The sequence below is a fragment of the Hymenobacter telluris genome, assembly GCF_017313265.1.
Classification (GTDB): domain Bacteria; phylum Bacteroidota; class Bacteroidia; order Cytophagales; family Hymenobacteraceae; genus Hymenobacter; species Hymenobacter telluris.
This window is the reverse complement of record NZ_JAFLQZ010000017.1, coordinates 25933-49938: the sequence shown is the minus strand read 5'-3', so window position 1 is coordinate 49938 and position 24006 is coordinate 25933. Positions and strand designations below refer to the sequence as shown.

Below are 24006 nucleotides of genomic sequence, written 5' to 3'. Positions count from 1 at the left end.
TGGCGTCGCTTGAAAACCTGGCACGCCGCTCTTACCACCTCTGTTCTCTTGGGCGCTAGCCTGGGTAGTGCTCAGGCTCAGATAGATACCTATCAGTTTGCTGCCTCGCAGGGAACGTATGCCGCCCTCCCAGCCACGGCCACCCCCGTGTCAACCATCCTCAGCGACGACGCAATATCTGGGGCCGTCCCCATTGGGTTTTCGTTCTCCTTGGATGGGTTGCCTTATACCACGGTGCAGGCCAGCTCCAACGGGTTTCTTTCGTTTAATAGCTCGGCCAGCAGTTCACTAACCAATGAATTAGCTAGCCCTAGCACAACGGATTTGCCGCTGCTGGCTCCCCTCTGGGACGACCTGAGCGGGAGTGGGGCAGGGGCCGTAGCGAGCTACCAGACCACCGGCACGGCACCTAACCGGGTGTTTACGTTTGAGTGGCTGAACTGGAAGTGGAACTACTCGGCAACGGGTCCGGTGCTCTCGATGCAGGTGAAGCTATATGAAACCACCAACCGCATCGAGTACATCTACCGGCCCGAAACCACGGCTCCTAACTTACCTTCGGCTTCCATCGGGCTAGCTGGCGGCACGCCGTCTTCGTTTTTGTCGTTGAACAGCACGGCGGCCGCACCCACGGCTAGCGCCATTACTGAAACCAGCTCGCTGAACACGGTACCGGCCGCAGGGCAGGTATACGCCTTCACGCCGGCACCGCCTTCGGCCTGCCCTACGCCGCGCAACCTGACGGTTACCGGCATTACCGCCAACTCGGCTACCCTGAACTGGACGGTAACTGGCGGCGGCGGTACGTTCGTTATCAACTACGGGCCCGCGGGCTTCACGCCTGGTACCGGTGGGCAGTCGGTTACGAGCTCAACCACGAGCGTGACAGTAACCGGCCTCACGCCCAGCACCGAGTATCAGTTCTACGTAACCCAGCTGTGTGCTGGTGGTGTGGGCTCGGTACGCTCCAACGCCGGCGTTTTCCGTAGCGACTGTGTGACGCCGTTGTACGCCACGGTGCCGTTTCAGGAGACGTTTGAAAACACCTGGATCAGCCGGTGCAACACCCGCGACGTGCCCACCAATTTCTGGCGCAACTCCCCACTAACCGGGAATACCTCGTGGCGCCGCGAAGATGATGGCGTGGCCGCCAACTGGTCGAGTCCAACTTCCTACGCCTACTCGCCAACCGGCGGGCAAAGCAGCGACCATTCGGCGCGTTTCCACAGCGGAAGCGCCTCGTCACGGTCGGTGGGTACGCTGGATTTGTTTGTCAACCTAAGCGCCGCCGGAAACAAGGAATTGAGCTTCGAATACCTGAATACCAGCGGTAACGACTCCTTGACGGTGCAGCTCTCCACCGATGGCGGCGTTACGTTTGGCCCGCAACTAGTGCGGTTAGGCATATCGTCCTCGTTCCAAACCCGGACGCTGCAATTAACCAGCACTTCCGCTACGGCCGTTATCCGCTTCCGCGCCGTTGCCGACTTCGGTATAACTGACATCGGGCTCGACAACGTGACAGTAGCCAGCTGTGCCCGCGTAAGTGGAGTAGCCGTAAACAACATTACGGGAACTTCCGCTACCGTTACGTTTACGCCCGTAACCGGTGTAACCAGCTATACCGTGGTAGCAACGCCTGCTACCGGTACCCCCGTTACGGTAGCGGCCACCGGCTCGCCGGTGCAGCTCACCGGCTTGCAGGGCCTGACGCAGTACACGGTGGGTGTGGTGAGCAACTGCGGCCCCGGCCAGACGTCGGTGCCTGTAACGGCTACTTTTACTACTCTGATTCCGCCTTCCATCAATGATGAACCCTGCGGCGCCGTACTCCTGACCACCGGCCCGAATGGAGCGTATCAAACCATCCAGACCACGAACCTGGGCGCCACTACCACTGCCGTAAACGGCTACGCAAATCCGGGTTGCACCACGGCTTCGGCCCCAAAGGATGTGTGGTACCGCTTTGTAGTGCCAGCTACGGGCAGCACCAGCATGAGCTTGGTGGCTATTGGCAACCCCGCCGGACAGGTGCGCGTGTTTTCGGCTGCTAGCTGCTCCGGTCCGTTCACTCAGATCAGCTGCAAGGGTGGTACGGCCCCCAATACCGCCGCTGGTGGCCAGGTGCTAACCAGCCTGACGCCCGGCGCAACCTATTACGTGTCGGTGTCGGGGTATTCGTCGAGCGACTTTCCGGGTAGCTTCTCGCTGCAACTGGGGCAGGGCGTACTGGCCACCCGCAACGAGTTGCCAAATGGACAAGTAGCAGTGTATCCCAACCCCAGCAACACCGGCCAACTGACGCTCCGCATTGCTGGCGCCACTACCACCACCGCGCAGGCGTCGCTCTTCAACGCCCTGGGCCAGCAGGTGCTTACGCAGGCCGTAAGCTTGCGGAGCGGAACCGCCGAGCAGCCCTTGGCCGTGCGTACCCTGGCCAAAGGCCTCTACACGCTGCGGGTGCAGGTTGATGGCCTTTTCATTACGCGCAAAGTGGTACTAGAGTAGGTAGATAGGGTAGAGGACATAGTCCCCGGCCCTACCGAATCGAGTGTCTTTAGGTAGTGTTATCAAAACAAGCCCTTGGCGTACTAACGTCAGGGGCTTGTTGCATTTGGGCAGTAAAAAGCAAGCAATTGGATAGGTGCTTTCACTGTCTCCTGTACCAACAACTCTTTAAAGCACAACTCCTGTTGGGCTTGCGCGTAAAGACAGTGCTTTAACAGCGCCGGAATTTCCCGACAGCCTGTTCAGGGCCTGTTCCCATGCTCAAGTGCTTATTGCGAAGTTTGGTGTTGGTGGTGCTGTTGGTTCCGTTTTCTGCTTCCGGCTATTCGGTGCTGACGCATCAAGCCAATATCGATTCATCGTGGGTGCGTTGTTTGGCGCCGCTGCTGCAACGGCGCTACCCCGGCGCCACCGAGGAGCAACTTCTGGAGGCCAAAGCCTACGCGTACGGCGGCTCTATTTTGCAGGACATGGGCTACTACCCGATGGGGTCGAAGCTGTTTACCAACCTCACGCACTACGTCCGCAGCGGCGACTTTGTGCGCAACCTGCTGAATGAGGCCCATAACCGCGACGAATACGCTTTTGCACTCGGGGCGCTGGCGCATTACGCGGCCGATGTTATCGGGCATCCGGAGGGTACCAACCGGGCTATGCCCTCGGTGTACCCCGACCTGAAGCGCAAGTTCGGCAACAACATCACGTATGAGGAAGCTCCCATTCAGCACACGCAGCTAGAGTTTGCCTTCGATGTAGTGCAGCTGGCTACTGGCCGCTACCGCACCGCCGAATACCAGCGTTCCATCGGTTTCAAGGTATCGAAGCCGGTGCTGGAGCGGGCGTTCCAGAAAACGTATGGTTTAGAGCTAGGCAACGTGGTTTTCAACGTGGACCTGGCCATCGAGTCGTTTCGGTTTGCGGTGCGCCAGCTGATTCCTATTGCCAGCCGGGCCGCGTGGCAGTCGCAGAAAAAGGAAATCCGGCGGCTCAGCCCCCGGGCGCGGCGGCGCGAATACGTGTACAACCAGAGCGAGAAAGAGTATCGCAGGTTGTACGGTACCGATTATCAGAAACCGGGCACCGGCGCCCGTATTCTGTCTTATTTTGTGCGGGTGCTGCCCAAAATCGGGCCGCTCCGGCCGTTTGCCTTCAAGCTGCCCACTCCCGAAGCCCAGCAGCTATTCAAGGCCAGCTTCCAAAACGTGATGATTGGCTACTGCCGGTTTGTGGAAGCCGAGCCCCGTGACACCGCGCAGGTAGGCGCCCAGCGCCTGCCCAACACCGATTTCGATACCGGAAAGCCCACCAAAGTAGGGGAGTACGAGCTAACCGACGAAACCTACGGTGAGTGGCTGCGCCAACTGGCCGATAAGAAGTTTGAGGGGGTCACGCCGCCGGTCCGCCGGAACATCTTGGCCTTCTTTGATTCTTCATCTAAGCCACCCATTGATGAAGACGAGAAGGAAGCAAAAACCCGGGAAAAGACTCTGAAAGCCTTAGAGCAGCTACGCGACCTGAAGCTAAACTGATAACGGCGAAGGAATAGCGTGTTGCTGCTGCGCAATAAAAAAGGCTGCCGGAACATCCGGCAGCCTTTTTAAATGTGAGGAGAGAGGGCTAAAACCCAATGAAAATAGAGGCTAGCCGGTAGTGTAAGCGGAGCTGAAAAATGGGGGCCGCAGTGCCTAGTAGTAGCGGTGGGGCTTGTAGGCGCGGTAATTGGGACGATGCATCAGCTTCATGCGGTTCTGGTTCCTTAGGCGTAGCTGGGGCAGGAGCCGGAACGCAGGCGTGGCGGCAGTGGCTTCAAACGCGGCGCAGGCAATACCCAGAACCAGCGTTAGGAACAGAAACAGGCGGCAGATGACAGTGAACATGGTGCAACAGGTGTGTAAGGAGCGAGCCTCTACACCAGTTGCCAGCGGTGGCAAATCCGGTGAAGAAGTGCCCAAAAGTACTTGGCCGCCTGCCCCTGAAAACGCGCTTTTCGGTGAGCCGGCCCCAACCCGCCGCCAAACTCGCTCAATCCCCGACGAAGCCCGCAGACAACACTATAGAAGGAGCTGTTGAGTTTGCCACCAGGTAGCGCACTATGAAGTAGTTACCAACGGGTGCCGGATAAGTGCAAAACTCTAACCTCGACACTAGTAACCTAGCCGCCTAACGCCTGCGTTTAGGGGGCTATGCGCATTTCTATAAACATTGACCCCAAGGACGGCAGTACGTGTGAGTTGTTTTACGACGAGGAAAACCAGTGGATACGGGCCATCTGGCTGGGCTACATCGAGCCGGAACAGGCCTACGAAGGGGCTACCGGCTTCCTGGAGGCTATGCAAACCTTCCACTGTCCTTACCTGCTCAACGACAACAGCGGCCTGCGCGGCCCCTGGTTCGACTCGGTGGAATGGCTCCGGACGGTGTGGGCGCCCCAAGCTACGCGCCTCGGGCTGCGCTACATTGCGCACATCACGCAACCCAACGACCTCTTGCACGAAGTTAGCGCGCTGGAAGCCGAATCGTTTGGTGGTAATATTCAGCTGCAGGTGTTTGACGACGCCCAAGCCGCGGAGGAGTGGCTGCGTGAGCAACGATAATAATGCACGTTGTGAGTGGGGCTGCTACTGCCCGCCGCCGTTCTGCACCAGCCCACTACTGAGGCGGCGCAGCACAATTTCGGCTTGCTTGGCCTGGTAGCGAATATCAAGCAGGCGCACTTCGGCATCGAGTTGGGTGCGCTGAGCCACGCGCAGGTCGAGGGGGGTGAGCAGGCCTAGGCGGTACCGTTCCAGCGTAATAGCCACGTTTTCGCGGGCCAGCAGAATATTGGCTTCCTCTAGTTGCAGCAGTTGCAGGCGGTTTTGGTATTGGGCAAACGCCTGCTCGGCTTCCGCATCCAGCTGGAGCTGCGTTTGGCCGAGTTGCAGCTGGCTTTGCTCTTCCACAATACGGGCGTTCTGTTCCAGCCGGGTGCGGTTGAAGCCGTCGAAAATTGGTACGGAGGCCACTACGCCGTAGTTCAGCCCATACGTGCGGCCGGTGTTGGTGACCAGCTGGGTACCGAAAAAGGCTGCCCCGTTGATGTTGCGGTTGAGCCCGTAGCCCGAGGTCAGCCCGATTTGCGGGAAGCGGGAGGCACGCACCAGTTTCCGGTCGTAGGTGGCTACTTCTGTGTTAGTGCGGGCTTGTTGCAGGCGGGGGTTGTTCACCCGGATGGCTTGCAGTACCTCTTCACGCCGCAGGTTTTCCGTTACTACAATGGAATCCTGGGGCTGAAAATCCTGGTTTGGGTTGCGGCCCAGCAGATTGTTGAGACTGATTTTGGCGGTTTTCAGGAACTCCTGCTGCTGAATCAGGATAGACCGGTCGGCGTTGTAATCCACGCGGGCCGTTAGCACCTCCACCTTGGCCGCCACGCCCACATCTACGCGGGCCTGCGTCAGGTCGATGCGGGCCTGCCCGATTTTGAGCGCCTCTTCAATCGACTTGATTTTGCCGGACTCGCGCACCACCACAAAGTACGCGTCGGTAATGTTAGCTACGGCTTCCTCGATAGTGGCGCGGGTAAGCTGGCGCTGGCTTTGCTCCAAGGCCTGTAACCGGTCGTAGGCAATGAACATCCCGAAGCCATCAAAAATGGTCCAGGTGGCGGCCACGTTGGCATTCAACAGGTTGGATTTGGCTCCGCTGGCAATGCTGGGCTCGGGCCGGCTTGATGACTCCTGCCGCACGTTGTTGCGGTTGAACGTGCGGGTGAAGTTGCCGTTTACCACCGGTAGCTGGCCGGCGTTGCCGCGCGTTACGTTGTTTTCCGCAATCCGCACATCCTGCCTCGACAGCCGGATATCGTAGTTGTTTTCCAGCGCAATCCGGATGGCTTCGGCCAGCGTGAGGGGAGGGGCGCTGGCCACGGTTTCGGGCTTCTCCGTTTGGGCTTTCGACTGGGGCTGGGTTACGGGCTGCTTGGAAGGCAACACCGGTTGCTGCGCGTAGCTGAGCAGCGGCAGCGTCAGGAAGGCAAACGTGGGAAAGAAGCGGAAGGAAAACATCAGGAACTACTAACTGCTAGAACAGAAATCGGGTGGGCTGTAGGGGAAGGCAGACTAAGCCGCCACTTTTTTGTCTTGGGGCTGGGCGCTGTGCTTTTTGGCGGTAGCGAAGTACGAGTACATAACAGGCACCACATACAGCGTGAGGCCGGTAGCAAAAAACAGGCCGCCCACCACGCCAATACCCATGGCCCGGCGGCTGAGCGCACCCGCACCCGTAGCAATAGCAATGGGCAGAATACCCAAAATGGCGCACAGCGAAGTCATCAGAATCGGCCGGAAACGGGCCGTGGCGCCTTCAATCAGGCCAGTCATGTAATCTTTGCCCTGCTCTACCTGCTGGTTGGCAAACTCCACAATCAGGATACCGTTCTTAGTTACCAGCCCAATCAGCATGATGATGCCAATCTGCGAGAACAGGTTCAGCGTTTGATTGAAGTACCACAAGCTCAGCAACGCCCCGGACAAAGCCAGCGGCACCGTCACCATGATTACTACCGGGTCGCGGAAGCTCTCAAACTGCGCGGCCAGCACCAGGTAAATCAGCACCAAAGCCAGCCCGAAGGCGAAAATCAGCGACGACGAGCTTTCCTGAAAGTCGCGGGAGGCGCCGGCCAGCTCGGTGGTGAAGGTTTCGTCGAGCTGCTTGTCGGCAATAGCCTGCATGGCGGCAATACCATCACCGAGCGACTTGCCGGGGGCCAGCGAGGCCGAGAACGTGGCCGAGTTGTAGCGGTTGAAGCGGTAGAGCTGGGGCGGGGTGCTGCTTTCTTCCAGCCGAATCACGTTGTCGAGCTGCACGAGCTGGCCATCGGCGTTTTTCACCGACAGCAAACGCACGTCCAGCGGCTGGTTACGGTCTTCGCGCGCCACCTGCCCGATAATCTGGTACTGCTTGCTGTCTTTGATGAAATAGCCGTAGCGCTGCCCGCTGAGGCCCGATTGCAGCGTTTGCGAAATGCTCTGCACCGAAACCCCAAGGCTCTGGGCCTTCTCCCGGTCGATGGTCACGCGCAGCTCAGGCTTGTTGAACTTCAGGTCCACGTCGGCGTACTGGAAGGTGGGGTCCTGGCGGGCGGCGTCGAGGAATTTCGGTACGGCTTCGCGCAGCTTCTCAAAGTCCTGGGTCTGGATAACGAACTGCACCGGCAAGCCGCCGCCGCCGTTGCCAATACTCTGGTCCTGCGACACCGAAGTACGCGCCGCCGTCAGCTTCTTCACGCCCGCCGACAGCTTGGCGGCAATCTGGTCCTGGGTTACTTCGCGCTTGTCGGCATCGAGCAGCAGCACGCGGGCCCGGCCGGAGTTGGAGCCACCGCCAAAGCCCGGCGACGTCACGGCGTACACGCTGCTCAGGTTGCCGGCGCCCGTCGAATCTACGCCGAGCTTGCTGAGCTGGTCCATGTAGGCATCCATGAATTCAAACGACGCGCCCTCGGGGCCGGTGGCGTTCAGGTTGATGCGGCTCCGGTCTTCCACCGGGGCCAGCTCGGAGGGCAGCACGCCCATGAAAAACCAGATACCCGCGCCCGTACCCGCCACCATCAGCCAGGCCAGCCACCGGTTTTGCAGGAAGGTTTGCAGGCTGCTCTTGTAGCCGCCAATCAGCCGCTCGAAAAACGGCTCGGTTTTGCGGTAAAACCAGTTGTGCTTTTCCTCGCGCTTGAGCAGCACCGAGCACATCATGGGCGTGAGCGTGAGCGAAACAAACGCTGAAATCAACACCGAACCAGCCACCACAATGCCAAACTCGCGGAACAAGCGCCCGGTGATACCCGTCAGGAACACTACCGGCAGGAACACTGCCGCCAATACCACCGTGGTGCTCACTACGGCCAGCAGAATTTCCTCGGAACCTTTAATGGCGGCCGTTTTGGGGTCTTCGCCTTCCTCGATGCGCGAGTAGATGTTTTCCAGCACCACAATGGCATCGTCCACCACCAGCCCGATGGCCAGCACAATAGCCAGCAGCGTGAGCACATTGATGGAGAAGTCAAGCAGGTACATCACAAAGAAAATGCCCACCAACGACACCGGAATGGCCACCACCGGAATGAGGGTAGAACGCCAGTCGCGCAGAAACAGGAAGATGATAACCACCACCAGCACGAAGGCTTCGACAATGGTATGCTCTACCTCGTTGATGGACTGCCGGATAAACACCGAGTTGTCGAAGCCGGGCTTCAACACCAGGTCTTTGGGCAAATCCTTGCCGTACAGCTCGATACGCTTGTTGAACTCTTCGGCAATGTCAATCTGGTTGGAGCCGGGCTGCGGAATAACGGCCACGCCCACCATCGGTACGCCGTTTACTTTGAAGATGGTCTGGTCGTTTTCGGGGTATAGCTCAGCGTAGCCAATGTCGGTGAGGCGCACCAGCGAAGAGGCGTCTTTGCGGATAATGAGGTTGTTGAAATCCTCGACGGTGGTGAGGCGGCCCATGGTGCGCAACGTGAGCTGCGTGGCCTCCCCCTGCACCGAGCCGCTGGGCAGTTCCACGTTTTCGCGGGTGAGGGCGGCCTGCACGTCCACGGGGCTCACGCCCAGCGCCGACAGTTTCACGGGGTCCAGCCAGAGGCGCATCGAGTACTTCCGCTCGCCAAATACCCGCACTTCCGACACGCCCGGAATGGTTTGGAGGCGTTCCTTGAGCACGTTGTTGGCGTAGTCGGTCAACTCCAGCAGGTTGCGCTGGGTGGAGCTGAGGTAGGTCATTACAATCGGCTGCGAGTCGGCGTTGGCCTTGCTCACTACCGGCGGGTCAATGTCGCGGGGGAGGCGGCCCTGCGCACCCGAAACCTTGTCCCGCACGTCGTTGGCGGCAGTTTCCAGGTCGGCGTCGAGGTCGAATTCCACCGTAATCTGGGTGCGGCCGTCGCGCGAGTTGGACGTCAGGTTTTTGATGCCCGCAATGCCGTTGAGGGCTTCTTCCAACGGTTCGGTCACCTGGCCCTGCATTACGTCGGCCGAGGCCCCGGTATAGCTAGCCGACACCGTAATAATGGGCGGATCGACGCTGGGGTATTCCCGGACGCTGAGGTACCGAAACCCAATCACGCCGAAAATCACAATAACCAGGCTCATCACAATGGCGAGAACCGGCCGATTTATACTAGTGGAGGATAAGCTCATAATGCTGCTTGTCAAAACGGAAAGCTCCCCTCCTTAGCTAAGGAGGGGATGTTGCGGCGAGAGCCGCAACTGGGGTGGTTGGCGTCGTTGCTGATGTTGTTTGAACCAACTAAGTGGAAACGAGAAGTGGTTTAGCAGCCTAAACAACGTCAGCAACGACGCCAACCACCCCAGTCTCAGCGGTGCTGAAACATCCCCTCCTTGGCTAAGGAGGGGAGCTTTTCGTTCTACTTGGTCACTCTAACCGCATCACCTGGCTTGACTTGCAAAATGCCAGTCCGGAGTACAGAATCACCAACGGCCAAGCCATCAGTTATCTGAATTACCTTGTCAGAACGAATACCGATTTTCACTTTCTTCGGCACCATTTTGCCTTTCTCCACGGTGTACACGCTATAGCCGCTGGCTTCCGGAATTACCGATTCGGTGGGTACCTGCAAGGCATCCGTCGATTCGCCGAGTTGCAGGTTCACTTTCACGAAAGCACCGGGGCGCAGCTCGTTGTTGGTATTGGCGTAGCGGGCGCGCACCGGCTGGGTGCGGCTCACGGGGTCAATCTGCGGGTCGATGGCGTAGACTTTAGCGTCGTACTTCTTGTTGGTGCCCTCGTCCGTCACGCTCACCACGTCGCCCACGCGCACGTTGCTGGCGAAGCGGCCCGGCACGGCAAAGTCAATCTTGACCGGCCGCACCCGTGAGAGAGTGGTAATTTCCGAGCCAGGGCTTACGTAGGTGCCCACGGTGGCAGTAGTCAAACCCAACACCCCATCGAAAGGTGCCTTCACGTAGGCTTTATCCAGTGTGGCCCGCAGCGCCTGCAAGTCGGATTGGGCCGTGAGCAGCAGGTTGTTGGCTTGCTCGTATTCCTGGGCGCTGATGTATTCCTTGTCGAGCAAAGTGCGTTGGCGGCGCTCCTGGTCCCGGTAGAGGTTGATGTTGTATTGTTGCTTCTTGATGGCGGCCTGGGCCTCATCGGCGTTGATGCTGAACAGCAGCTGGCCCTTGCGCACCGGCTGGCCTTCCCGAATGTTGAGGCTGGTAATCTTGCCCGACAGCTCGCTCTTAATCACCACCGATTCGTCGGCCAGCACCGAGCCCGTAGCCGCTACCTGGTCGGAGAGGCTGGTGGCTTTCACTACGTACACCTGTACGGGCAGCTTTTGGCCACCGCCTTTGCCACCGCCGCCACCCCCGGCGCCTCCTTTGCCTGCTCCGCCCTTACCGCCGCCTTTGGCATCGGGGTTGGTGGACGGAAAATATTTCATCTTCACAAATACCAGCCCGGCCACTAAGGCCACGGCTACTACTATCCATAGCACACGGTTGCTTTTGCCGGCGGGAGCTGGCGTTACTTCTACTTGTTCTTGCTCCTTGGTTTGCATATACTGGGTGGGTTCCGGCTGAGGTACCTAACTCGTTGAAGCAGGCAACGTTCCACAACGCGAATCGGCTGATTTAAGTTGACTAACCCGCCAAAGTAGACGCGGCCAGTATGGCGGTATGACACCAAAAATGGGCCTAGGTTGCAGCCCCCGCTGTTTCAAAGAAAAACCCGGCCGACCAATCAGTCAACCGGGTTTCCGAAAGTGGTCTTCTGCAAGCTGAAATCTTAGAGAGCTTTCTGGTTGATGTAGCCTTTTGCCAGGTTGTTGAGCTTGGTATCGGCGGCTTGTTCTTCGTTGAGCGTTTCGTGCAGCAGCATGGCTGCTTCGTTCTGCCCAACGCGCTGGGCGTAGTGCGCGGCTGTGCCGTAGCCCGCAATTTCGTAGTGCTCGACGCGCTGGGCCGAGGCAATTAGGCCGGCGTCTTTTACTTCGTCGGAGGCGTCTTCATGAATCATGTCGGAGCCTTCTTTCAGGATGCCTTCCATAGCTTTGCACTTGTGGCCGGTCAGGCTGATGTCCAGCAGTTTGCCAATTTTTTCGAGACGGGCTACCTGGTTTTTGGTTTCCTGCAAGTGCGTTTGGAAAGCAGTTTTCAGGCCCGAGTCCTTGGCCTTGTCAGCCATTTTGGGTAGTACCTCCAAGAGTTGCGTTTCGGCGCTGTACAGGTCTTTGAGTTGCTCGTGGAAAAGGTCGTCGAGGGTGCTGAGTTTATCGGAGAAGAGGCCCATGATACAGAACTAGTTGAGGATGGAAAGGAAAGTGTTGGCAGTACGCGCAACCTCGGTCGGGTGTTATGGTCGGGCTTGGCTACCGGCTGCCAGCTCTCTACCTTGTTAAGGTTATTTCCATCCTTCCAGCCCATGAGCCTGCCCCGCAACCCCTCCGAAGCCAGCCGTAATTTTTTTCAGGAAGTGCACGAAGTGGTGCGCCTTATTCCGCGGGGCCGGCTGAGTACGTACGGAGCCATTGCGCACTACCTGGGGGCCAAGCACGGGGCCCGCATGGTAGGCTACGCCCTCATTGCTGCCGTACCCGCCCACGGCCTCGACGATGTTCCGGCGCAGCGTGTGGTAAACCGCAACGGGCTCCTGACCGGCCGCATGCACTTTGCCACGCCCACCGCCATGCAGGAAGCCCTCGAAGCGGAAGGCGTCCGCATAGCCGATGACCAAGTGGTGGACTTTAAAACCGTGTTCTGGGACCCGAGCGTGGAGTTGGAGTAGGAGCAAACTGCTACGGCCGCCGCATCTTCTTGGTGTAAAAAACACCTTCCTTTACGGGGGCTGCCTCCAGCACAGGCTTGTCCGTATCCGACTTCAGTTTCAGTTCCACGTAGTTGACGGCCGTGAAATCGGGAATGAAGGAATAGCAGGCCGGCGTGGCGCCCCCAGTGCATAGCGTGACTTCCTGGGTTTTGTTGGTCCAGGGTATTTCCAGCATATTGTTGGCTGGTAGTTCGCCTAAGGCTTTGCCATCGAGCAGCACGTCAACAGTGCTTTTGGCACCGCCCGGCCGACGGTATACTACTACCATAGCCGTGTCGCGCTGGCTGAGTCGTTCCATATACACAAAATCGGATACGCGGCCCGTGGCCATGTCCAGCGTGTATTCCTGGCGTTTGCCGCTAGTAGCTGCCGCAGCAATGGCCGTGCCTGCCAACCCACCAACTACTCCGGCTGTGTTCATGGCACCCGCATCGGCTCCGGCATGGCCTTCAAACAAAAAGTCGTTGCCGGCGCGCCGCAAGGGATAATAGCGGTTGCGGTGCCGAATAAATAACTGCTGACCATCAGAAAAGCCCCACACCTTGGGTAATTCAGCGCGGGTAGCACCAGTGCTGTTGTAGAGCGTAATTTCGTCGGTGTTCTGCCACTCGGCGCTGGTTCGGGGCTTGCGCTCCACCTCAAACGGCGTAGCAGTGTCAGGCTGATTGCGGCGGAAATCGAGGAAGCTGTTGTAGAGGCCGCGGGTGGGAGTGGCTGCCGTCAGAATCGGGTAGGTATAGGGGGCTGGTATCTTGCCGTTGCGGTAATGAATCTGCTCGGCGCTGAGGGGTTGCGCACCCGCTAGGCGCTGCTCCCAAGGCAGCGTATTCAGCAGCGTAAGCCCGCGCTGAATACACGTAGCAATGTTGTCATCATGAAATCCCGTCGTTTCAAGGCCGCCGTGAATTTCTTCGTCGGGGTGCCGCAGCAGTACGTAATAATTGCCGTCAGGCTGTTGCACGACAAAATCTACGTCCACGATGGCGCTGGCTTTTTCGGAGGTAGCCTTGGTTACTTCTGCCACCCGCAGGTTGTGAATACGCATGATAACCGGGCGCGCAGTGGGCTGGGCGGGCAGCTGGTTTTGGAGCCACTTGGTTAGGCAAGGCGCCGCGCCGTCTTTCAGGTTGGCGGGCGTAGGCAGGTTGTTCAGGCCCCGCTGCACCCAGCCAATGGTGTTTTTGTTGATGCGTAAGTCCAGCACTTCCGCCACATAGAACTTAGGGTTCGGTAGCGTAAGTGTTTGGGTGGTCATTTCAACCTGATAAACTGGTCCCTGCGCATAGCTAGATAAGGGCAACAGTAAAAGAGGTAAATAACGCAGCTTCATAAGATGATGGCTAATTGTTAAGTGTTCGTTTAATCTGGTTATGATGCCTGTAGCGGCTCCTAATTTGCTAACTCGGTGTGCTTACACCAAGCCACAAGAAAGTATGTCTACATGAGGGGCATGTAGGTAGCGGTAGCTTGGGCAGCTATAGAATGTGAGCGTACTACTGATAGTAAGGAGTGTAGCAGTACAAGTTCTGGGGCCAATGTGCTGAGCTAATGCAACAACTTCAAGCCTGCTAAACAGCTTTGCTTATCTGTCCTATATCTGTCCTAACTAAACCGTCAGGACAGTGCGAGATTCGTGGGTAGCAGCGGCGGCCAGAATAGCGCCGCGTACTTCCTCGGGGCTGGCGTTTTTGAGCAGGTAGCCGTGGGCGCCTTCCACTTTCAGGTTCTCAATCAGCTCTGGCTCGTCGTGCATGGAAATGATGATCACCCGGATGCGCGGATACTGCGCGCGGAGCAGGCGCACGGTTTGCAGGCCGTCGAGGTTGGGCATTTGTAAGTCCATCAGAATTACTTCGGGCAGGTTGCCTTGGTCGAGGCGCTGAAGCAATTCTTCGCCGTCGCCGGCTTCAAAGAGCACTTCCATGCCGGGAAAACCGCTGATGAGGGCGCGCAGTCCCTTTCGGAATAAAATGTGGTCGTCAACTACGGCCAAACGAATTGTTGCAGGTGTCATAGTAGGGGGGTAGTAAGAGCAGGTACTTGAGAAGCAGTAATATACGGTACAGGCAAAGAAATCCAGAACTGGCTGCCCGCTCCTAATTCCGACTGGTAGCGGAGCGTCCCAAGCAGCACCTTCACGCGGCTATGCAGGTTGGTTAGGCCGTGGCCGGTGCGGGCGCCAGTGAGGGGCTGGGTATCTATTTTGGAAGTATCGAAGCCGATGCCGTTATCGGTGTAATGTAAGGAAAGCGTGTCGGCTCCGAAATCCACGATTATGTCAATTTTATCGGCATGGGCGTGGCGCAGGCCGTTACCGAGTAGTTCTTGCACCATCCGGTATACAATCAGCTCGTAGTGCGGATCGAGGCGGCGGGGTTGGCCGCGCTGCTCTAGGTTCAGGCGGGTGGGGCCATCCGTTGGCACGGTACGGGCCAGGGCATCGAGGGCGAAGGGTAACCCAAATTTCTGAAGGGCGGCCGGCAATAGGTTACGCGAAATGCGGCGAACCTCGGTAATGGCCTGGTCGAGCAAGGCGCTGGCTTCTTGCGTGAGCGCCGGATGCCCCAGCGTGCTCAGGTGCAGCTTCACAATGGCCAGCGTGGTGCCTACACCGTCGTGCAGGTCGGCGGCAATGCGGCGGCGTTCGTCTTCCTGCGCCAGCAGGGCGGCTTCAAGGGCCTGTTGCTGAGCCATTTCGCGCACCTGCCGGATTTGTTCCTGCTGCCGGAGCAGCCGCCGTTGGTAGCGCAGCACGAAGGCCACAATGCCCAAGGCAAGCAGCAGCAGCACCGGCGTTGCCAGCAGTACAGGAACCAGCCAATTATTCATGAGTGCGAGCCGACGATAGCAAAGATGGCTGAGAGGCGTGGTAGAATGCCAAGGTAAATAACCCTAACTGAACCAAATTTACTACAGACATCAGCAGCGAAACCGCGTGCGCACCCATAGCATCGGAAGCACTTATAAAGTGGCCCGCAAATACGTACAGTAATATGGTACCCGAAAAATACATCACTATCCCCGAACTCACCAGAAACAACGAATGATTTTCGAGGTGCAGTACGGGCATTTGTTGAGCTAACTGCCGCAAATACAGTCCACTTAATCCAATAAGCAGTAGGCTCTGTACACTGTGGGTATAGGCATGCATGGAAGTGCCCTGCTCCAGCCAAGCCCAATCAAGCAGGGCAAAAGCCAAAAAGCATAGCAGCACCAGCTGTACCAACTGCCGCTGCCGTTGCTGCTGAAAAGCCAACGCGTAAATACCCCCAAAAAACAAAGTTTGTACGATGGTATAAATGTGCCAAAGCAAACTTTCGACAGCGGGGGTGGGGTGCCCCAAGGTGGCATAAGAAACCAACGCGGCCGTGATAACCAGCCCCCCTACCAGCAGGCGCAATGGCTGCGTCAGATGAGGCCACCGGAGCCCTGCTGTTGCTAATGGAGCCAGCACCAATAAGTTGGTGCCATGTTCTAGGTAGTCGGCTAGCGTGATTATCCAGGGTGGAAATGCCATCAAACAGCGCCCTGTCTATGATAGGGCCAAGCAAAGGTACTGTTTGCGTAGAGAAGCGTATGAAGCAGTATCTATGAAGAAGATAATTCTTTAACTACCACTTCAGAAGGGTTTCGGTGATGAGCAACCACTCTGTTACTTGCTAAGCTAAGCTACTTCTGCTGTATGGGTAGATAAGTGCGGTAGTAAGCTAACGGGTTTTCTGCCAACGAGCCAAAAGGCACGAGCAATAACAAGATTCAGTACAAAGCTCAGCACGGAATTAACCATCATCATCATCACCATTTGAATTCCACGTACTGAGTCTTTGAGCAGAAACACCATTGTTGTTCCAGCAAAATAAACTATTACTCCTATTCCAATTACAAACATTGGATGTTGTTCCAGCGGAGTGGTGCGGAGTTCGTGTAATGAACGCTCAAAGTATAGCAGAACAACGGTGATGAGTAATATGCTTTCCAGGGCCACTGTATATATAGTGGTGGCCTCTAAGCCGCTGATAAAGAAAAAATCAGCAGTAGCCGTAACTATAAACAGTCCGGCGGCTATGCGAATAAATGAGCGTATTATTCTGGAATTTAGGGCCAGATAAAAAGCATAGCCTAGTAGCAGGGTTTCTAACACAGTAACTATATTCCAAACGAAGAGATTATGGCGTTTGGCGGCAAACAGAATCTCGCCTACTACTGTCAGAATAGCCCACATCACGCAGCACCAGAACACGGCCTTATGCTCGGGTTTCAGTAAGTGCCGGCGCTGATAGCCAATCCATAGCGGTACCAGCAAGGCAAGCTGCGAGCTGTAGCTAAGGACGGATTGAAAAATGAAGAATGCAGAATTATGGTTCATTATTCTGCCGCCCTCTTAGCTATGATTCAACGGACTAACTGCGCACGTATCCGGACACGATTGCCCTTTATCATAAACAAGTGCCTGTCCTTCGGTCAGGTCGCCGGTTGCGGTGGCACCTACCAGCACAAAGCAGTCTTTGCCTTGGTCGTCGGTGGCGTTGTAGATGCGGATACCATCGGCACCGTATTGCTTGAGCAGCGTTTGAAACACATCGGCGCTGAAGTAAACGGCCTTTAGCTGGCCTTTATGGTCTGCCTGGTACGTCTTGGTCCAATCAATAGCCTCCTGCATCGAAATCTGAGCGCCAACGGTGGCTCGGGGTTTTCTCTCAAGGTTGTCGGACAGCGTGTCGGTAAAGTCGGGCTCCATGGCAATGAGCAATACAATGTGAAAGACTAGATTCGAATCCGCTGGTTAATTGCGGAATTCAAATATATAGCAAACTACATTGCATTGTACCTTCAGGCCTTACACTACCACTGCCGGTTGGCCGGTTGAGGCATCAGAATAGCAGGCCGCCGCCGGTATCACGCGGCGTACGGCTGGCCCGTTTGGGGGCGGGTGCCGGAGCAGGAGCCTGAATGCCCGGTTCGTCGTCGGCTAAAGAGTCGTCCTCGTCTTGGTCCAGGTTTTCAAACACCCGGTCGATGGCGTCTTCGGCGGTGCGCAGCTTCTGCTTACACAACCGAATCAGCTGGGCCGAGCGCTGCACGCGGGCCGTCAGCTCATCTACATCTACGGTATCAGTTTCCAAGGCCCGAAGAATAGTTTCGAGTTCAGCAATAGCGTCGCGGTAAGTGGTTTCCATGCGGTGAGGAGATGAAATGGTGAACGGCGAAAGCAGTAAACCAGGTGGAGTGTTTCTGGAAGCGCGGGAGAAGATGGGCCAGTTTACGGCTTCTCTATTTTGCTGCTTGCCATTTCCAGCAGCCGGACTTCGGCCCGGTGTAGCAGGCGCTCGGCAGCCAGCTGGAGCTGGTAGCGGCGGTGCAACAGCTGCTCCCGCCGTTTCCGGTGCAGGCGGCGGAAGCGGCGTGCCATCGTAATACCCAAGCTCACTAGCCGGCGCTGCTGGCCGGCGGCGGCGTGGTGCGCGGCGCGTTGCAGGGCGTGGCGCTGCTGGCTGAGCTGTGCCTCCTGCTGCCGGAGCCGGGCACGGGCCAGGGGTGCGGTGGCCCGCACGCGTTGGCGCAGCGTATTGCGGTGGTCCTCCAGGCAGGCTTGCGCGGCAAGGTGGGCCTGGTGAGCCAGCCGGTCGAGGTGGCTGGCGGCATCCTGCACCTGCTGCACGGCCAACTCCCGAATGCGGCCGGCGTAGCCATCAAATACCGCGTCGAGGCGGGCCAGACGGTCGGCGAGGAAGGCCGCTACGGCCGTGGGCGTTTTCAGGGCCAGGTGCGCCGTGAGGTCCACTACGGCTTCGTCCCGCTCGTGCCCAATACCGGTGAGGATGGGCAGCGGAAACGCGCCAATAGCTGCCGCCAGCCCGTAGTCATCGAAAGCCAGCAAATCGGTTTTCGAGCCCCCGCCCCGGATGATGACTACCGCATCAAAACGCTGCCGCTGACCCCGAATGGCATCTAGCGCCGCCCGAATGCTGCCCGGCGAGTCGTCGCCTTGCATGCTGGCCGGAAACAGCGCCAACGAAAACGCATACGCCGATTCTTCCAGCTGCCGCACAAAATCCTGGAAGCCCGCCGCCGTGGGAGAGGAGATGATAGCCAGCCGCTGCGGAGCCAGGGGCAGTGATAAAGCCCGCTGCCGGTCCAGCAGGCCTTTCTCGGTGAGCTTGCGCAGGGTTTCCAGGCGCTGCCGGGCCAGCTCCCCCACCGTATAGGTTGGGTCGATGGCGACTACATCCAGGCTCAGCCCGTACTGTTCATGAAACTTCACCTGCACCCGCAGCATGATTTTCAGGCCCGGCCGCAGCTCCTGGCCGGTGTGCTCCTCGAATACGGGGGCAAGCTGCTGGTAGCGCTGGCTCCAGATGGTGGCGCGGGCCTGGGCCTTCATTTGGGCGCCGCGGCTGGTTTGGTGCTGGTCGGTGAGGGTGAGGTAGCAATGGGCGCCATCGAAGCGCGGCAGGGTGAGGTCGGCAATTTCGGCTACCACCCAGTACGAGTCGGCAAACCGCTCACTCAGGCTCTGCTTCACGCGCAGCAGCAGCTCGGCCAGCGGCAGGGCTACGGGCGGTAAGGCAGCGGAAAGGCCCGGTTCGGGGCGGCGGTTGTAGAGGGGCATAGAACTGCAAAGGTAACAGGTGTTACGGGCTGAATAGCGGTTTGGCGGCGGGTAGGAGCAGCTAATAGCCTTTCTGCTAACGCATACGTACTGCCGCACTGAAAACACCTGTTACCTTTGCCGCCCTATGACCAAGCCCGCCGCGTTTCTCGCTCAGCAAACTTTCACGGTGCTCGTGCCCGTGTACGACGAAGAAGAAAGCCTGCCGCAGTTTGTGGTGGAGATGAACAAGTTCCTCGACCAGTCGCCGCTGCCTACCACGGTACTGTTCGTGAACGACGGCTCGAAAGACGGCTCTCTGGCGTTGCTGCGCGATATTTGCCGGCAGGATACCCGCTACGAGTTCATCAGCCTGAGCGAAAACAAGGGCCTGAGCACGGCCATTAAAGCGGGCTTCGACTACTGCCGCAGCACCTTAGTGGGCTACATTGATTCCGATATTCAAACCTCGCCGCTCGACTTCCTGAAGTTCTTCGAGTTCTTGCCCGAGTACGACATGGTGAACGGTATCCGGGCCAAGCGGCAGGACACGTTCGTGAAAAAAATGTCGTCGAAGATTGCCAATACGGTGCGCCGCACGCTCATCAACGACGGGATTGAAGACACGGGCTGCCCACTGAAAATCATCAAGATTGAGTACGCCCGCCGGATTCCGCTGTTCCACGGCATGCACCGCTTTTTGGGCGCGTTGGTGCAGCTGCAAGGCGGGCGCGTGAAGCAGCTGCCGGTGCAGCACTTCCCCCGGTTTGCGGGCACCGCTAAGTACAACCTCTGGAACCGCGCCTGGAAGCCGCTCGTGGATACGTTCGGCTTCCGCTGGATTCGGAGCCGCTGGAAAAACTACGAAATCGGGGAGCAGAGTCAGTTAAAAATCAAGAATTGAAAATTAAAATCTCACGGATGAGCAAGTGTATTCTGACCTTCGAAACCGGCCGGAATACTTAATGAAGCTGTTTAGGAAGTTGTTCGACGGTCCTGCTTGATCTAGCGTCCGCTTGCCGAAGCATCTCTACCGCTTCGTTCGGGTTACTCAACGAAGCGGTAGAGATGCTTCGGCTGCGCTCAGCATGACGTTCTTTCTCGATTTTGCATAGCTTCCTAAAACAGCTTCAATCTTTTAATTTTTAATTGATAATTTTTAATTGATAAAGATAGAGCAGGTTGCCCTGGGTATTGGGCTGACGTCGCAGCTGTTGTTCAGCAGCCGGATTGTGCTGCAATGGGTGCAGAGTGAGCGGGCCAAACGCGTATTGGTACCCACGCTGTTCTGGCAAATCAGCCTGATTTCGTCGTTTCTGATGATAATTTACGGCATGCTGCGCCACGACCCGGTAATACTGGGAGCTCAGCTCATCAGCTACGGCATCTACATCCGCAACCTGCAGCTGCTGGGCGAATGGCGCAAGCTGCACGGCCTGTTCCGATTAGGGGCGTACGTGTTTCCGCTAGCTACGCTGGCGTGGTTTGTGGTAGGCAATCAGCATTTTAGCTTGCAAGCCATGCTCAGCCACAGCATCCCGAGCGGTGTGCTGGCGCTGGGCGCCATCGGGCAGGCTATTTTCCTGATGCGCTTCGTGTATCAGTGGCTGTATTCCGAGCGCAAAGGCGAGTCGGTGCTGCCGCTGGGGTTCTGGCTGGTGAGCTTCGTGGGCTCCATCCTGATTCTGGCCTACGCCCTCCTGCGCCGCCCCATTGATGTCGTGCTTATCGTGGGCAATGTGTTTGGAACGGTGGTGTACGCCCGCAATATCGTGCTGATGCGGCGCGAAGAGAAAAGCGAGGAGCAGATCCCCGAAATCCAGCCAACCCGGCCCGATTAAGCAGGTTCAACCCTTGAAGTCGAGCTGGCAGGGCAGAAAACCAGGAAACACAGTTGCTAAATACGCTGCTATTCTGCCTCAATGGGCGTAATGAGCGTAACAAGCCAGCGGCCGTCTTTACGGCGCCGGTCGAGGTAGAAGCTGTCTACCACTTGCAGGCGTACCTGGTGGCGCCAGGCCAGCGGTAGCTTCTTGAAGGTGGAGGCTGGAATGGAACCGGAAAGCAGCGCCACCGGCCCACGCGGCTTCACCAGCACCGAATCAGGAGTGCGGGGCCAGAGGGGAGTGGCCCGGCCGGCATCCCAAATGCGCTTAACGTGCAGCTCCTCAAGGGTGTACCAGGGCAGTGAAGCCAGCACCGGGTTTTGGCGCAGCTCCTGGATGTGGCGCAAGCCAGGGTCGGCTTTGCGGTTGGTCCAGAGCGGATAGGCGGGGGCCAGCACGGAAAGTAGCAGCGCCATAGCGGTAATGGAACTGGCCATCAGCACGGGCACCTGGTATTGCCGGAAGCCCCAGCGTACAATAGCCACGGCCAGCAGCAGAAACGCCACCAGCGTAACGGCAAACGGTACCGAGCCCGGCCCGTAGGGAGGCAGCTTCATAAAAATCAATACCACCGGAAACAGGCAGCACGCCACAGCCAGTAGCCCTGCCCAAATGCGCACCAGCCTGGCATCCAGGTGCGGGCGGACTTGCTGGCGCATCACGGTTTCCAAGTGCCGCAGCAAGCCGCCAATTAGCAAGGCCAGCGGCGGCATCAGGGGCAGCAGATACCGTTCTTTTTTCTCGGGAACCAAGCTCAGCAGCAGAAACGCTAGCAGCAACCAGGCCAGCGCCGCCCGGTATGGCACGTAGCGGCCGGCCCGGTTGCGGGCAAACGGCACCGCCAGCACCACCAAGGCCACCGGGGTCCAGATGCCGGTGAAAACCGGGAAATTCCAGTAGTCCCAGAACGGTTGCACGTGCCGCTCGGCCCAGGACGTAACTTCCACGCGGGCCACGGCCATTGCGGCTGGCGCTACCGTGTGTTGCACCGATAGGTAGATTGGCCAGGCCGTGCCTACCGCCAACCCCAAAACCAAGGCCAGCAGCAGCTGGAAACGGCGCGGGCGCAAAGGGCCACGCTCCGGATAAAACCGCGTTACGCCGAAACTCGCCAGAAAGGGCAGCAGCACAGCGTATGGCGCCACCGGCCCTTTGCTAAGCATAGAGGCACCCAGCAGCAAGCCACTCAGCGTAAACCAGCCCCAGCCCGCTCCAGCGGCAAACCAGCCACGAGCCAGTGCCCACAAAGCGCCCACTAGCAAACTATTAGCAAAGATGTCCCAGTGCCCTTCGCGGCCCACGGTAATAACCAGCAGGCTGCTCGCCAACACCAGCGTGGCTAGCCAGGCCGTGCGGCCAGGGTCTTCGGTTTCGCCGGGCACGTTGCGGACAAGGGTGCGGGCCAGTCCCCAGAAGAAAAACACCAGCAGCGTAGTCATGCAGGCCGCGGGCAACCGCAGAATGCCGGGGTTTTGGGTAGGGCCCGTTACCAGTTCCACCGCCGCCACGGCCCAGGTAGGCAGCGGGGGTTTGGCTACCCGTAGAGCGCCGTTCATAGTCGGAATCAGCCAGGAGCCGCCAGCCACCATTTCGCGGGCCGCTGTGAAGTTGCGCGCTTCCATCAGGTTGACCTCGGGTGCCCCCAAATGCACGAAGCAGCTGAAAAAGCAAACGAACAGCACAGTGAGCGGCCGCAGCCAGGGAGAGGCAGTAGATGAAGGCATTACGAAGGGTCGGGTTCTGGAAATTACCGGAAAGCAAAGCGGCCAGGGCGGCACCAGCCAGCCTTGGCGGATACTACAAGTAGCCGGCCGCTACGAGGACTGCGCAGAAGCCAGCGGCTGCAAAACCGGAGCTGCTTCCTGCGCCTGTAGCCACTGCACAAACTGCCGCAAGCCCTCCGGTAGTGCGGTTTGGGGCGCGTAGCCAAGCAACTGCCGAGCCTTGCTGATGTCGGCGTAAGTTACTTCCACGTCGCCGGCTTGCATGGGTTTCAGGTCCAGCACGGGCTCCACGCCCACGGCCTCGCCCACGGCGGCTATCAGGTCGCGGAGCCTGACGGGGCTGCTGTTGCCGAGGTTGATGGTTTGGTAAGTGCCGGGGTGCGTGAGCAGATACGCCACGCCGCGCGCAATGCCATCCACGGTATCGGCCACGAAGGTGTAGTCGCGGGCAGTGCTACCGTCGCCGTACATCGGGATGGGCTGGCCGGCCAGCAGCAGGCGCGCAAACTTATGAATGGCGAGGTCGGGGCGCTGGCGGGGGCCATACACGGTGAAGAACCGCGCATTCAGCACGTTCAGTTGATACAGGTGGTGGTAGGTGTAGGTGTACTGCTCGGCGCTCAGCTTGGAAGCCGCGTACGGCGAAATGCACGTCGAAAGCAGGTTCATATCCTCCCGGAAAGGCACCTCGGTGGTATTACCGTACACCGACGACGACGAGGCAAAAAACAAGTTCTTCACGCCTGTCAGCCGCATCCACTCCAGTAGCTGCACGGTGGCCAGTACGTTGACTTCCAAATACGCAGCTGGCTCTTTCACCGACGGACCTACCCCGGCCTTCGCCGCCAAATGCACCACCACATCCACCTGCTCGGAGGCCAGCATGGTCGTAAGGGCCGCCGCACCAGCTTGCAGGTCCAGCTCATGAAACGCAAAGTTCGGGTGGTGGAGGGAGCCCGCCAGATTGGTCTGCTTGAGTTTCCGGTCGTAGAACGGGTCGAAGTTGTCCAGGCCCACTACGCGGTAGCCGTCGGCCAGCAGTCGTTCACAGAGGTGGGAGCCGATAAAGCCGGCACAGCCGGTAACGAGGGCAGTAGGCATGCAGAGTAGCCGAAATAAGCAACCAGGAAACGCTCCGAAAACCAGTTCGGGCGCACAAGGTAGCAATAGATTAGAATAGCATTAGAGCATCATTAGAACAGGATTAGAAGAAGAGTTGTTGCAACGGGCACTTAGTGCAGCTACACCCCGGCTATAAATAAGGCTGTATTTTGGCATTCCTCGAACAAAGCAGCGCTTGGTTGTAGCTGGTATTATGCCTGGAAAATAGTATAGGAAAAGTATAGCATAAACGGTGAGTAGCGCAACCTTTGTTTTGCTGGCGTTGTCTGTGATGCGCGGACCGAAACCTACGGTGCGGATGCTGCCTTATGCCGAAAGCAAGCTTTGCGCAGTATTTCGCCTGTATATT

21 protein-coding genes are annotated in these 24006 nt (G+C 58.0%); 6 read left to right on the top strand and 15 right to left on the bottom strand.

Annotated elements, in window-relative coordinates; translation table 11 throughout:
* Positions 1-9: 9 nt before the first annotated feature.
* On the top strand, positions 10-2508 hold the full coding sequence (locus tag J0X19_RS19785; protein WP_206986162.1) for a fibronectin type III domain-containing protein: 2499 nt from the start codon (positions 10-12) through the stop codon (positions 2506-2508).
* A 257-nt stretch (positions 2509-2765) separates the two neighbouring features.
* Positions 2766-4037 carry a zinc dependent phospholipase C family protein gene (locus J0X19_RS19780; protein ID WP_206986161.1) on the top strand — a complete coding sequence of 424 codons (1272 nt, stop codon included), beginning with the start codon at positions 2766-2768 and terminating at the stop codon, positions 4035-4037.
* A 156-nt stretch (positions 4038-4193) separates the two neighbouring features.
* Here the strand turns inward: J0X19_RS19780 and J0X19_RS19775 are convergent, their stop codons facing one another.
* Positions 4194-4385: a hypothetical protein gene (locus tag J0X19_RS19775; RefSeq protein WP_206986160.1), complete on the bottom strand. Its 192-nt coding sequence runs from the start codon at positions 4383-4385 to the stop codon at positions 4194-4196.
* A gap of 306 nt (positions 4386-4691) precedes the next feature.
* Here J0X19_RS19775 and J0X19_RS19770 point away from each other — a divergent pair, with 306 nt between their 5' ends.
* Positions 4692-5102 (top strand): hypothetical protein, encoded by a 411-nt coding sequence (locus J0X19_RS19770; protein ID WP_206986159.1) that lies wholly within the window; start codon positions 4692-4694, stop codon positions 5100-5102.
* Between the two features lie 24 nt (positions 5103-5126).
* On the opposite strand, the gene J0X19_RS19765 is transcribed toward J0X19_RS19770, so the two are convergent.
* The 4 genes from J0X19_RS19765 to J0X19_RS19750 all read right to left on the bottom strand — a co-directional run bounded on the left by J0X19_RS19765 (position 5127) and on the right by J0X19_RS19750 (position 11799).
* Positions 5127-6554 carry a TolC family protein gene (locus tag J0X19_RS19765; protein ID WP_206986158.1) on the bottom strand — a complete coding sequence of 476 codons (1428 nt, stop codon included), beginning with the start codon at positions 6552-6554 and terminating at the stop codon, positions 5127-5129.
* Between the two features lie 54 nt (positions 6555-6608).
* Positions 6609-9686 carry an efflux RND transporter permease subunit gene (locus tag J0X19_RS19760; protein ID WP_206986157.1) on the bottom strand — a complete coding sequence of 1026 codons (3078 nt, stop codon included), beginning with the start codon at positions 9684-9686 and terminating at the stop codon, positions 6609-6611.
* Between the two features lie 227 nt (positions 9687-9913).
* Positions 9914-11068, bottom strand: coding sequence for an efflux RND transporter periplasmic adaptor subunit (locus J0X19_RS19755; RefSeq protein ID WP_206986156.1), 1155 nt, complete (start codon positions 11066-11068; stop codon positions 9914-9916).
* Between the two features lie 227 nt (positions 11069-11295).
* Positions 11296-11799, bottom strand: coding sequence for a YciE/YciF ferroxidase family protein (locus J0X19_RS19750; RefSeq protein ID WP_206986155.1), 504 nt, complete (start codon positions 11797-11799; stop codon positions 11296-11298).
* Positions 11800-11931: 132 nt separating this feature from the next.
* Between J0X19_RS19750 and J0X19_RS19745 the strand changes: the two genes are divergently transcribed.
* Entirely contained in the window at positions 11932-12294 is a 363-nt protein-coding gene (locus J0X19_RS19745; RefSeq protein ID WP_206986154.1) for an MGMT family protein, read from the top strand.
* A gap of 10 nt (positions 12295-12304) precedes the next feature.
* Here the strand turns inward: J0X19_RS19745 and J0X19_RS19740 are convergent, their stop codons facing one another.
* The 8 genes from J0X19_RS19740 to xseA all read right to left on the bottom strand — a co-directional run bounded on the left by J0X19_RS19740 (position 12305) and on the right by xseA (position 18946).
* Positions 12305-13591, bottom strand: coding sequence for a hypothetical protein (locus J0X19_RS19740; RefSeq protein ID WP_206986153.1), 1287 nt, complete (start codon positions 13589-13591; stop codon positions 12305-12307).
* 351 nt (positions 13592-13942) lie between these two features.
* Positions 13943-14350: a response regulator gene (locus J0X19_RS19735; protein ID WP_206986152.1), complete on the bottom strand. Its 408-nt coding sequence runs from the start codon at positions 14348-14350 to the stop codon at positions 13943-13945.
* On the bottom strand, positions 14347-15165 hold the full coding sequence (locus J0X19_RS19730) for a sensor histidine kinase (RefSeq protein ID WP_206986151.1): 819 nt from the start codon (positions 15163-15165) through the stop codon (positions 14347-14349). Before J0X19_RS19730 ends, J0X19_RS19735 begins: the two co-directional genes overlap by 4 nt.
* Complete coding sequence (locus J0X19_RS19725; protein ID WP_206986150.1) at positions 15158-15736, bottom strand: hypothetical protein; 579 nt, start codon at positions 15734-15736, stop codon at positions 15158-15160. The genes J0X19_RS19730 and J0X19_RS19725 overlap by 8 nt, the downstream gene beginning before the upstream one ends.
* 264 nt (positions 15737-16000) lie before the next feature.
* Positions 16001-16702 (bottom strand): hypothetical protein, encoded by a 702-nt coding sequence (locus J0X19_RS19720; protein ID WP_206986149.1) that lies wholly within the window; start codon positions 16700-16702, stop codon positions 16001-16003.
* A 15-nt stretch (positions 16703-16717) separates the two neighbouring features.
* A complete protein-coding gene (locus J0X19_RS19715) occupies positions 16718-17074 on the bottom strand; it encodes a hypothetical protein (RefSeq protein WP_206986148.1) in 357 nt (118 codons plus the stop codon).
* Between the two features lie 133 nt (positions 17075-17207).
* A complete protein-coding gene (gene xseB / locus J0X19_RS19710) occupies positions 17208-17513 on the bottom strand; it encodes an exodeoxyribonuclease VII small subunit (RefSeq protein WP_206986147.1) in 306 nt (101 codons plus the stop codon).
* A gap of 83 nt (positions 17514-17596) precedes the next feature.
* Positions 17597-18946, bottom strand: coding sequence for an exodeoxyribonuclease VII large subunit (xseA, locus tag J0X19_RS19705; protein WP_206986146.1), 1350 nt, complete (start codon positions 18944-18946; stop codon positions 17597-17599).
* Positions 18947-19073: 127 nt separating this feature from the next.
* Between xseA and J0X19_RS19700 the strand changes: the two genes are divergently transcribed.
* Both J0X19_RS19700 and J0X19_RS19695 read left to right on the top strand, forming a co-directional pair.
* The gene (locus tag J0X19_RS19700; RefSeq protein WP_206986145.1) at positions 19074-19829 is read left to right on the top strand and encodes a glycosyltransferase; all 756 of its coding nucleotides are present in this window, start codon (positions 19074-19076) and stop codon (positions 19827-19829) included.
* Positions 19830-20088: 259 nt separating this feature from the next.
* Positions 20089-20766 carry a lipid-A-disaccharide synthase N-terminal domain-containing protein gene (locus tag J0X19_RS19695; protein WP_206986144.1) on the top strand — a complete coding sequence of 226 codons (678 nt, stop codon included), beginning with the start codon at positions 20089-20091 and terminating at the stop codon, positions 20764-20766.
* Positions 20767-20834: 68 nt separating this feature from the next.
* On the opposite strand, the gene J0X19_RS19690 is transcribed toward J0X19_RS19695, so the two are convergent.
* Entirely contained in the window at positions 20835-22535 is a 1701-nt protein-coding gene (locus J0X19_RS19690) for an ArnT family glycosyltransferase (protein WP_206986143.1), read from the bottom strand.
* A 90-nt stretch (positions 22536-22625) separates the two neighbouring features.
* Entirely contained in the window at positions 22626-23636 is a 1011-nt protein-coding gene (locus J0X19_RS19685) for a GDP-mannose 4,6-dehydratase (RefSeq protein WP_206986142.1), read from the bottom strand.
* Positions 23637-24006: the final 370 nt, after the last annotated feature.

Bases quoted from the DNA above. Each gene is read 5' to 3' on its own strand.
- J0X19_RS19780 (WP_206986161.1), top strand. From the start codon at position 2,766: ATGCTCAAGTGCTTATTGCGAAGTTTGGTGTTGGTGGTGCTGTTGGTT.
- J0X19_RS19775 (WP_206986160.1), bottom strand. From the start codon at position 4,385: ATGTTCACTGTCATCTGCCGCCTGTTTCTGTTCCTAACGCTGGTTCTG.
- J0X19_RS19770 (WP_206986159.1), top strand. From the start codon at position 4,692: ATGCGCATTTCTATAAACATTGACCCCAAGGACGGCAGTACGTGTGAG.
- J0X19_RS19765 (WP_206986158.1), bottom strand. From the start codon at position 6,554: ATGTTTTCCTTCCGCTTCTTTCCCACGTTTGCCTTCCTGACGCTGCCG.
- J0X19_RS19760 (WP_206986157.1), bottom strand. From the start codon at position 9,686: ATGAGCTTATCCTCCACTAGTATAAATCGGCCGGTTCTCGCCATTGTG.
- J0X19_RS19755 (WP_206986156.1), bottom strand. From the start codon at position 11,068: ATGCAAACCAAGGAGCAAGAACAAGTAGAAGTAACGCCAGCTCCCGCC.
- J0X19_RS19750 (WP_206986155.1), bottom strand. From the start codon at position 11,799: ATGGGCCTCTTCTCCGATAAACTCAGCACCCTCGACGACCTTTTCCAC.
- J0X19_RS19745 (WP_206986154.1), top strand. From the start codon at position 11,932: ATGAGCCTGCCCCGCAACCCCTCCGAAGCCAGCCGTAATTTTTTTCAG.
- J0X19_RS19740 (WP_206986153.1), bottom strand. From the start codon at position 13,591: ATGACCACCCAAACACTTACGCTACCGAACCCTAAGTTCTATGTGGCG.
- J0X19_RS19735 (WP_206986152.1), bottom strand. From the start codon at position 14,350: ATGACACCTGCAACAATTCGTTTGGCCGTAGTTGACGACCACATTTTA.
- J0X19_RS19730 (WP_206986151.1), bottom strand. From the start codon at position 15,165: ATGAATAATTGGCTGGTTCCTGTACTGCTGGCAACGCCGGTGCTGCTG.
- J0X19_RS19720 (WP_206986149.1), bottom strand. From the start codon at position 16,702: ATGAACCATAATTCTGCATTCTTCATTTTTCAATCCGTCCTTAGCTAC.
- J0X19_RS19715 (WP_206986148.1), bottom strand. From the start codon at position 17,074: ATGGAGCCCGACTTTACCGACACGCTGTCCGACAACCTTGAGAGAAAA.
- xseB (WP_206986147.1), bottom strand. From the start codon at position 17,513: ATGGAAACCACTTACCGCGACGCTATTGCTGAACTCGAAACTATTCTT.
- xseA (WP_206986146.1), bottom strand. From the start codon at position 18,946: ATGCCCCTCTACAACCGCCGCCCCGAACCGGGCCTTTCCGCTGCCTTA.
- J0X19_RS19700 (WP_206986145.1), top strand. From the start codon at position 19,074: ATGACCAAGCCCGCCGCGTTTCTCGCTCAGCAAACTTTCACGGTGCTC.
- J0X19_RS19690 (WP_206986143.1), bottom strand. From the start codon at position 22,535: ATGCCTTCATCTACTGCCTCTCCCTGGCTGCGGCCGCTCACTGTGCTG.
- J0X19_RS19685 (WP_206986142.1), bottom strand. From the start codon at position 23,636: ATGCCTACTGCCCTCGTTACCGGCTGTGCCGGCTTTATCGGCTCCCAC.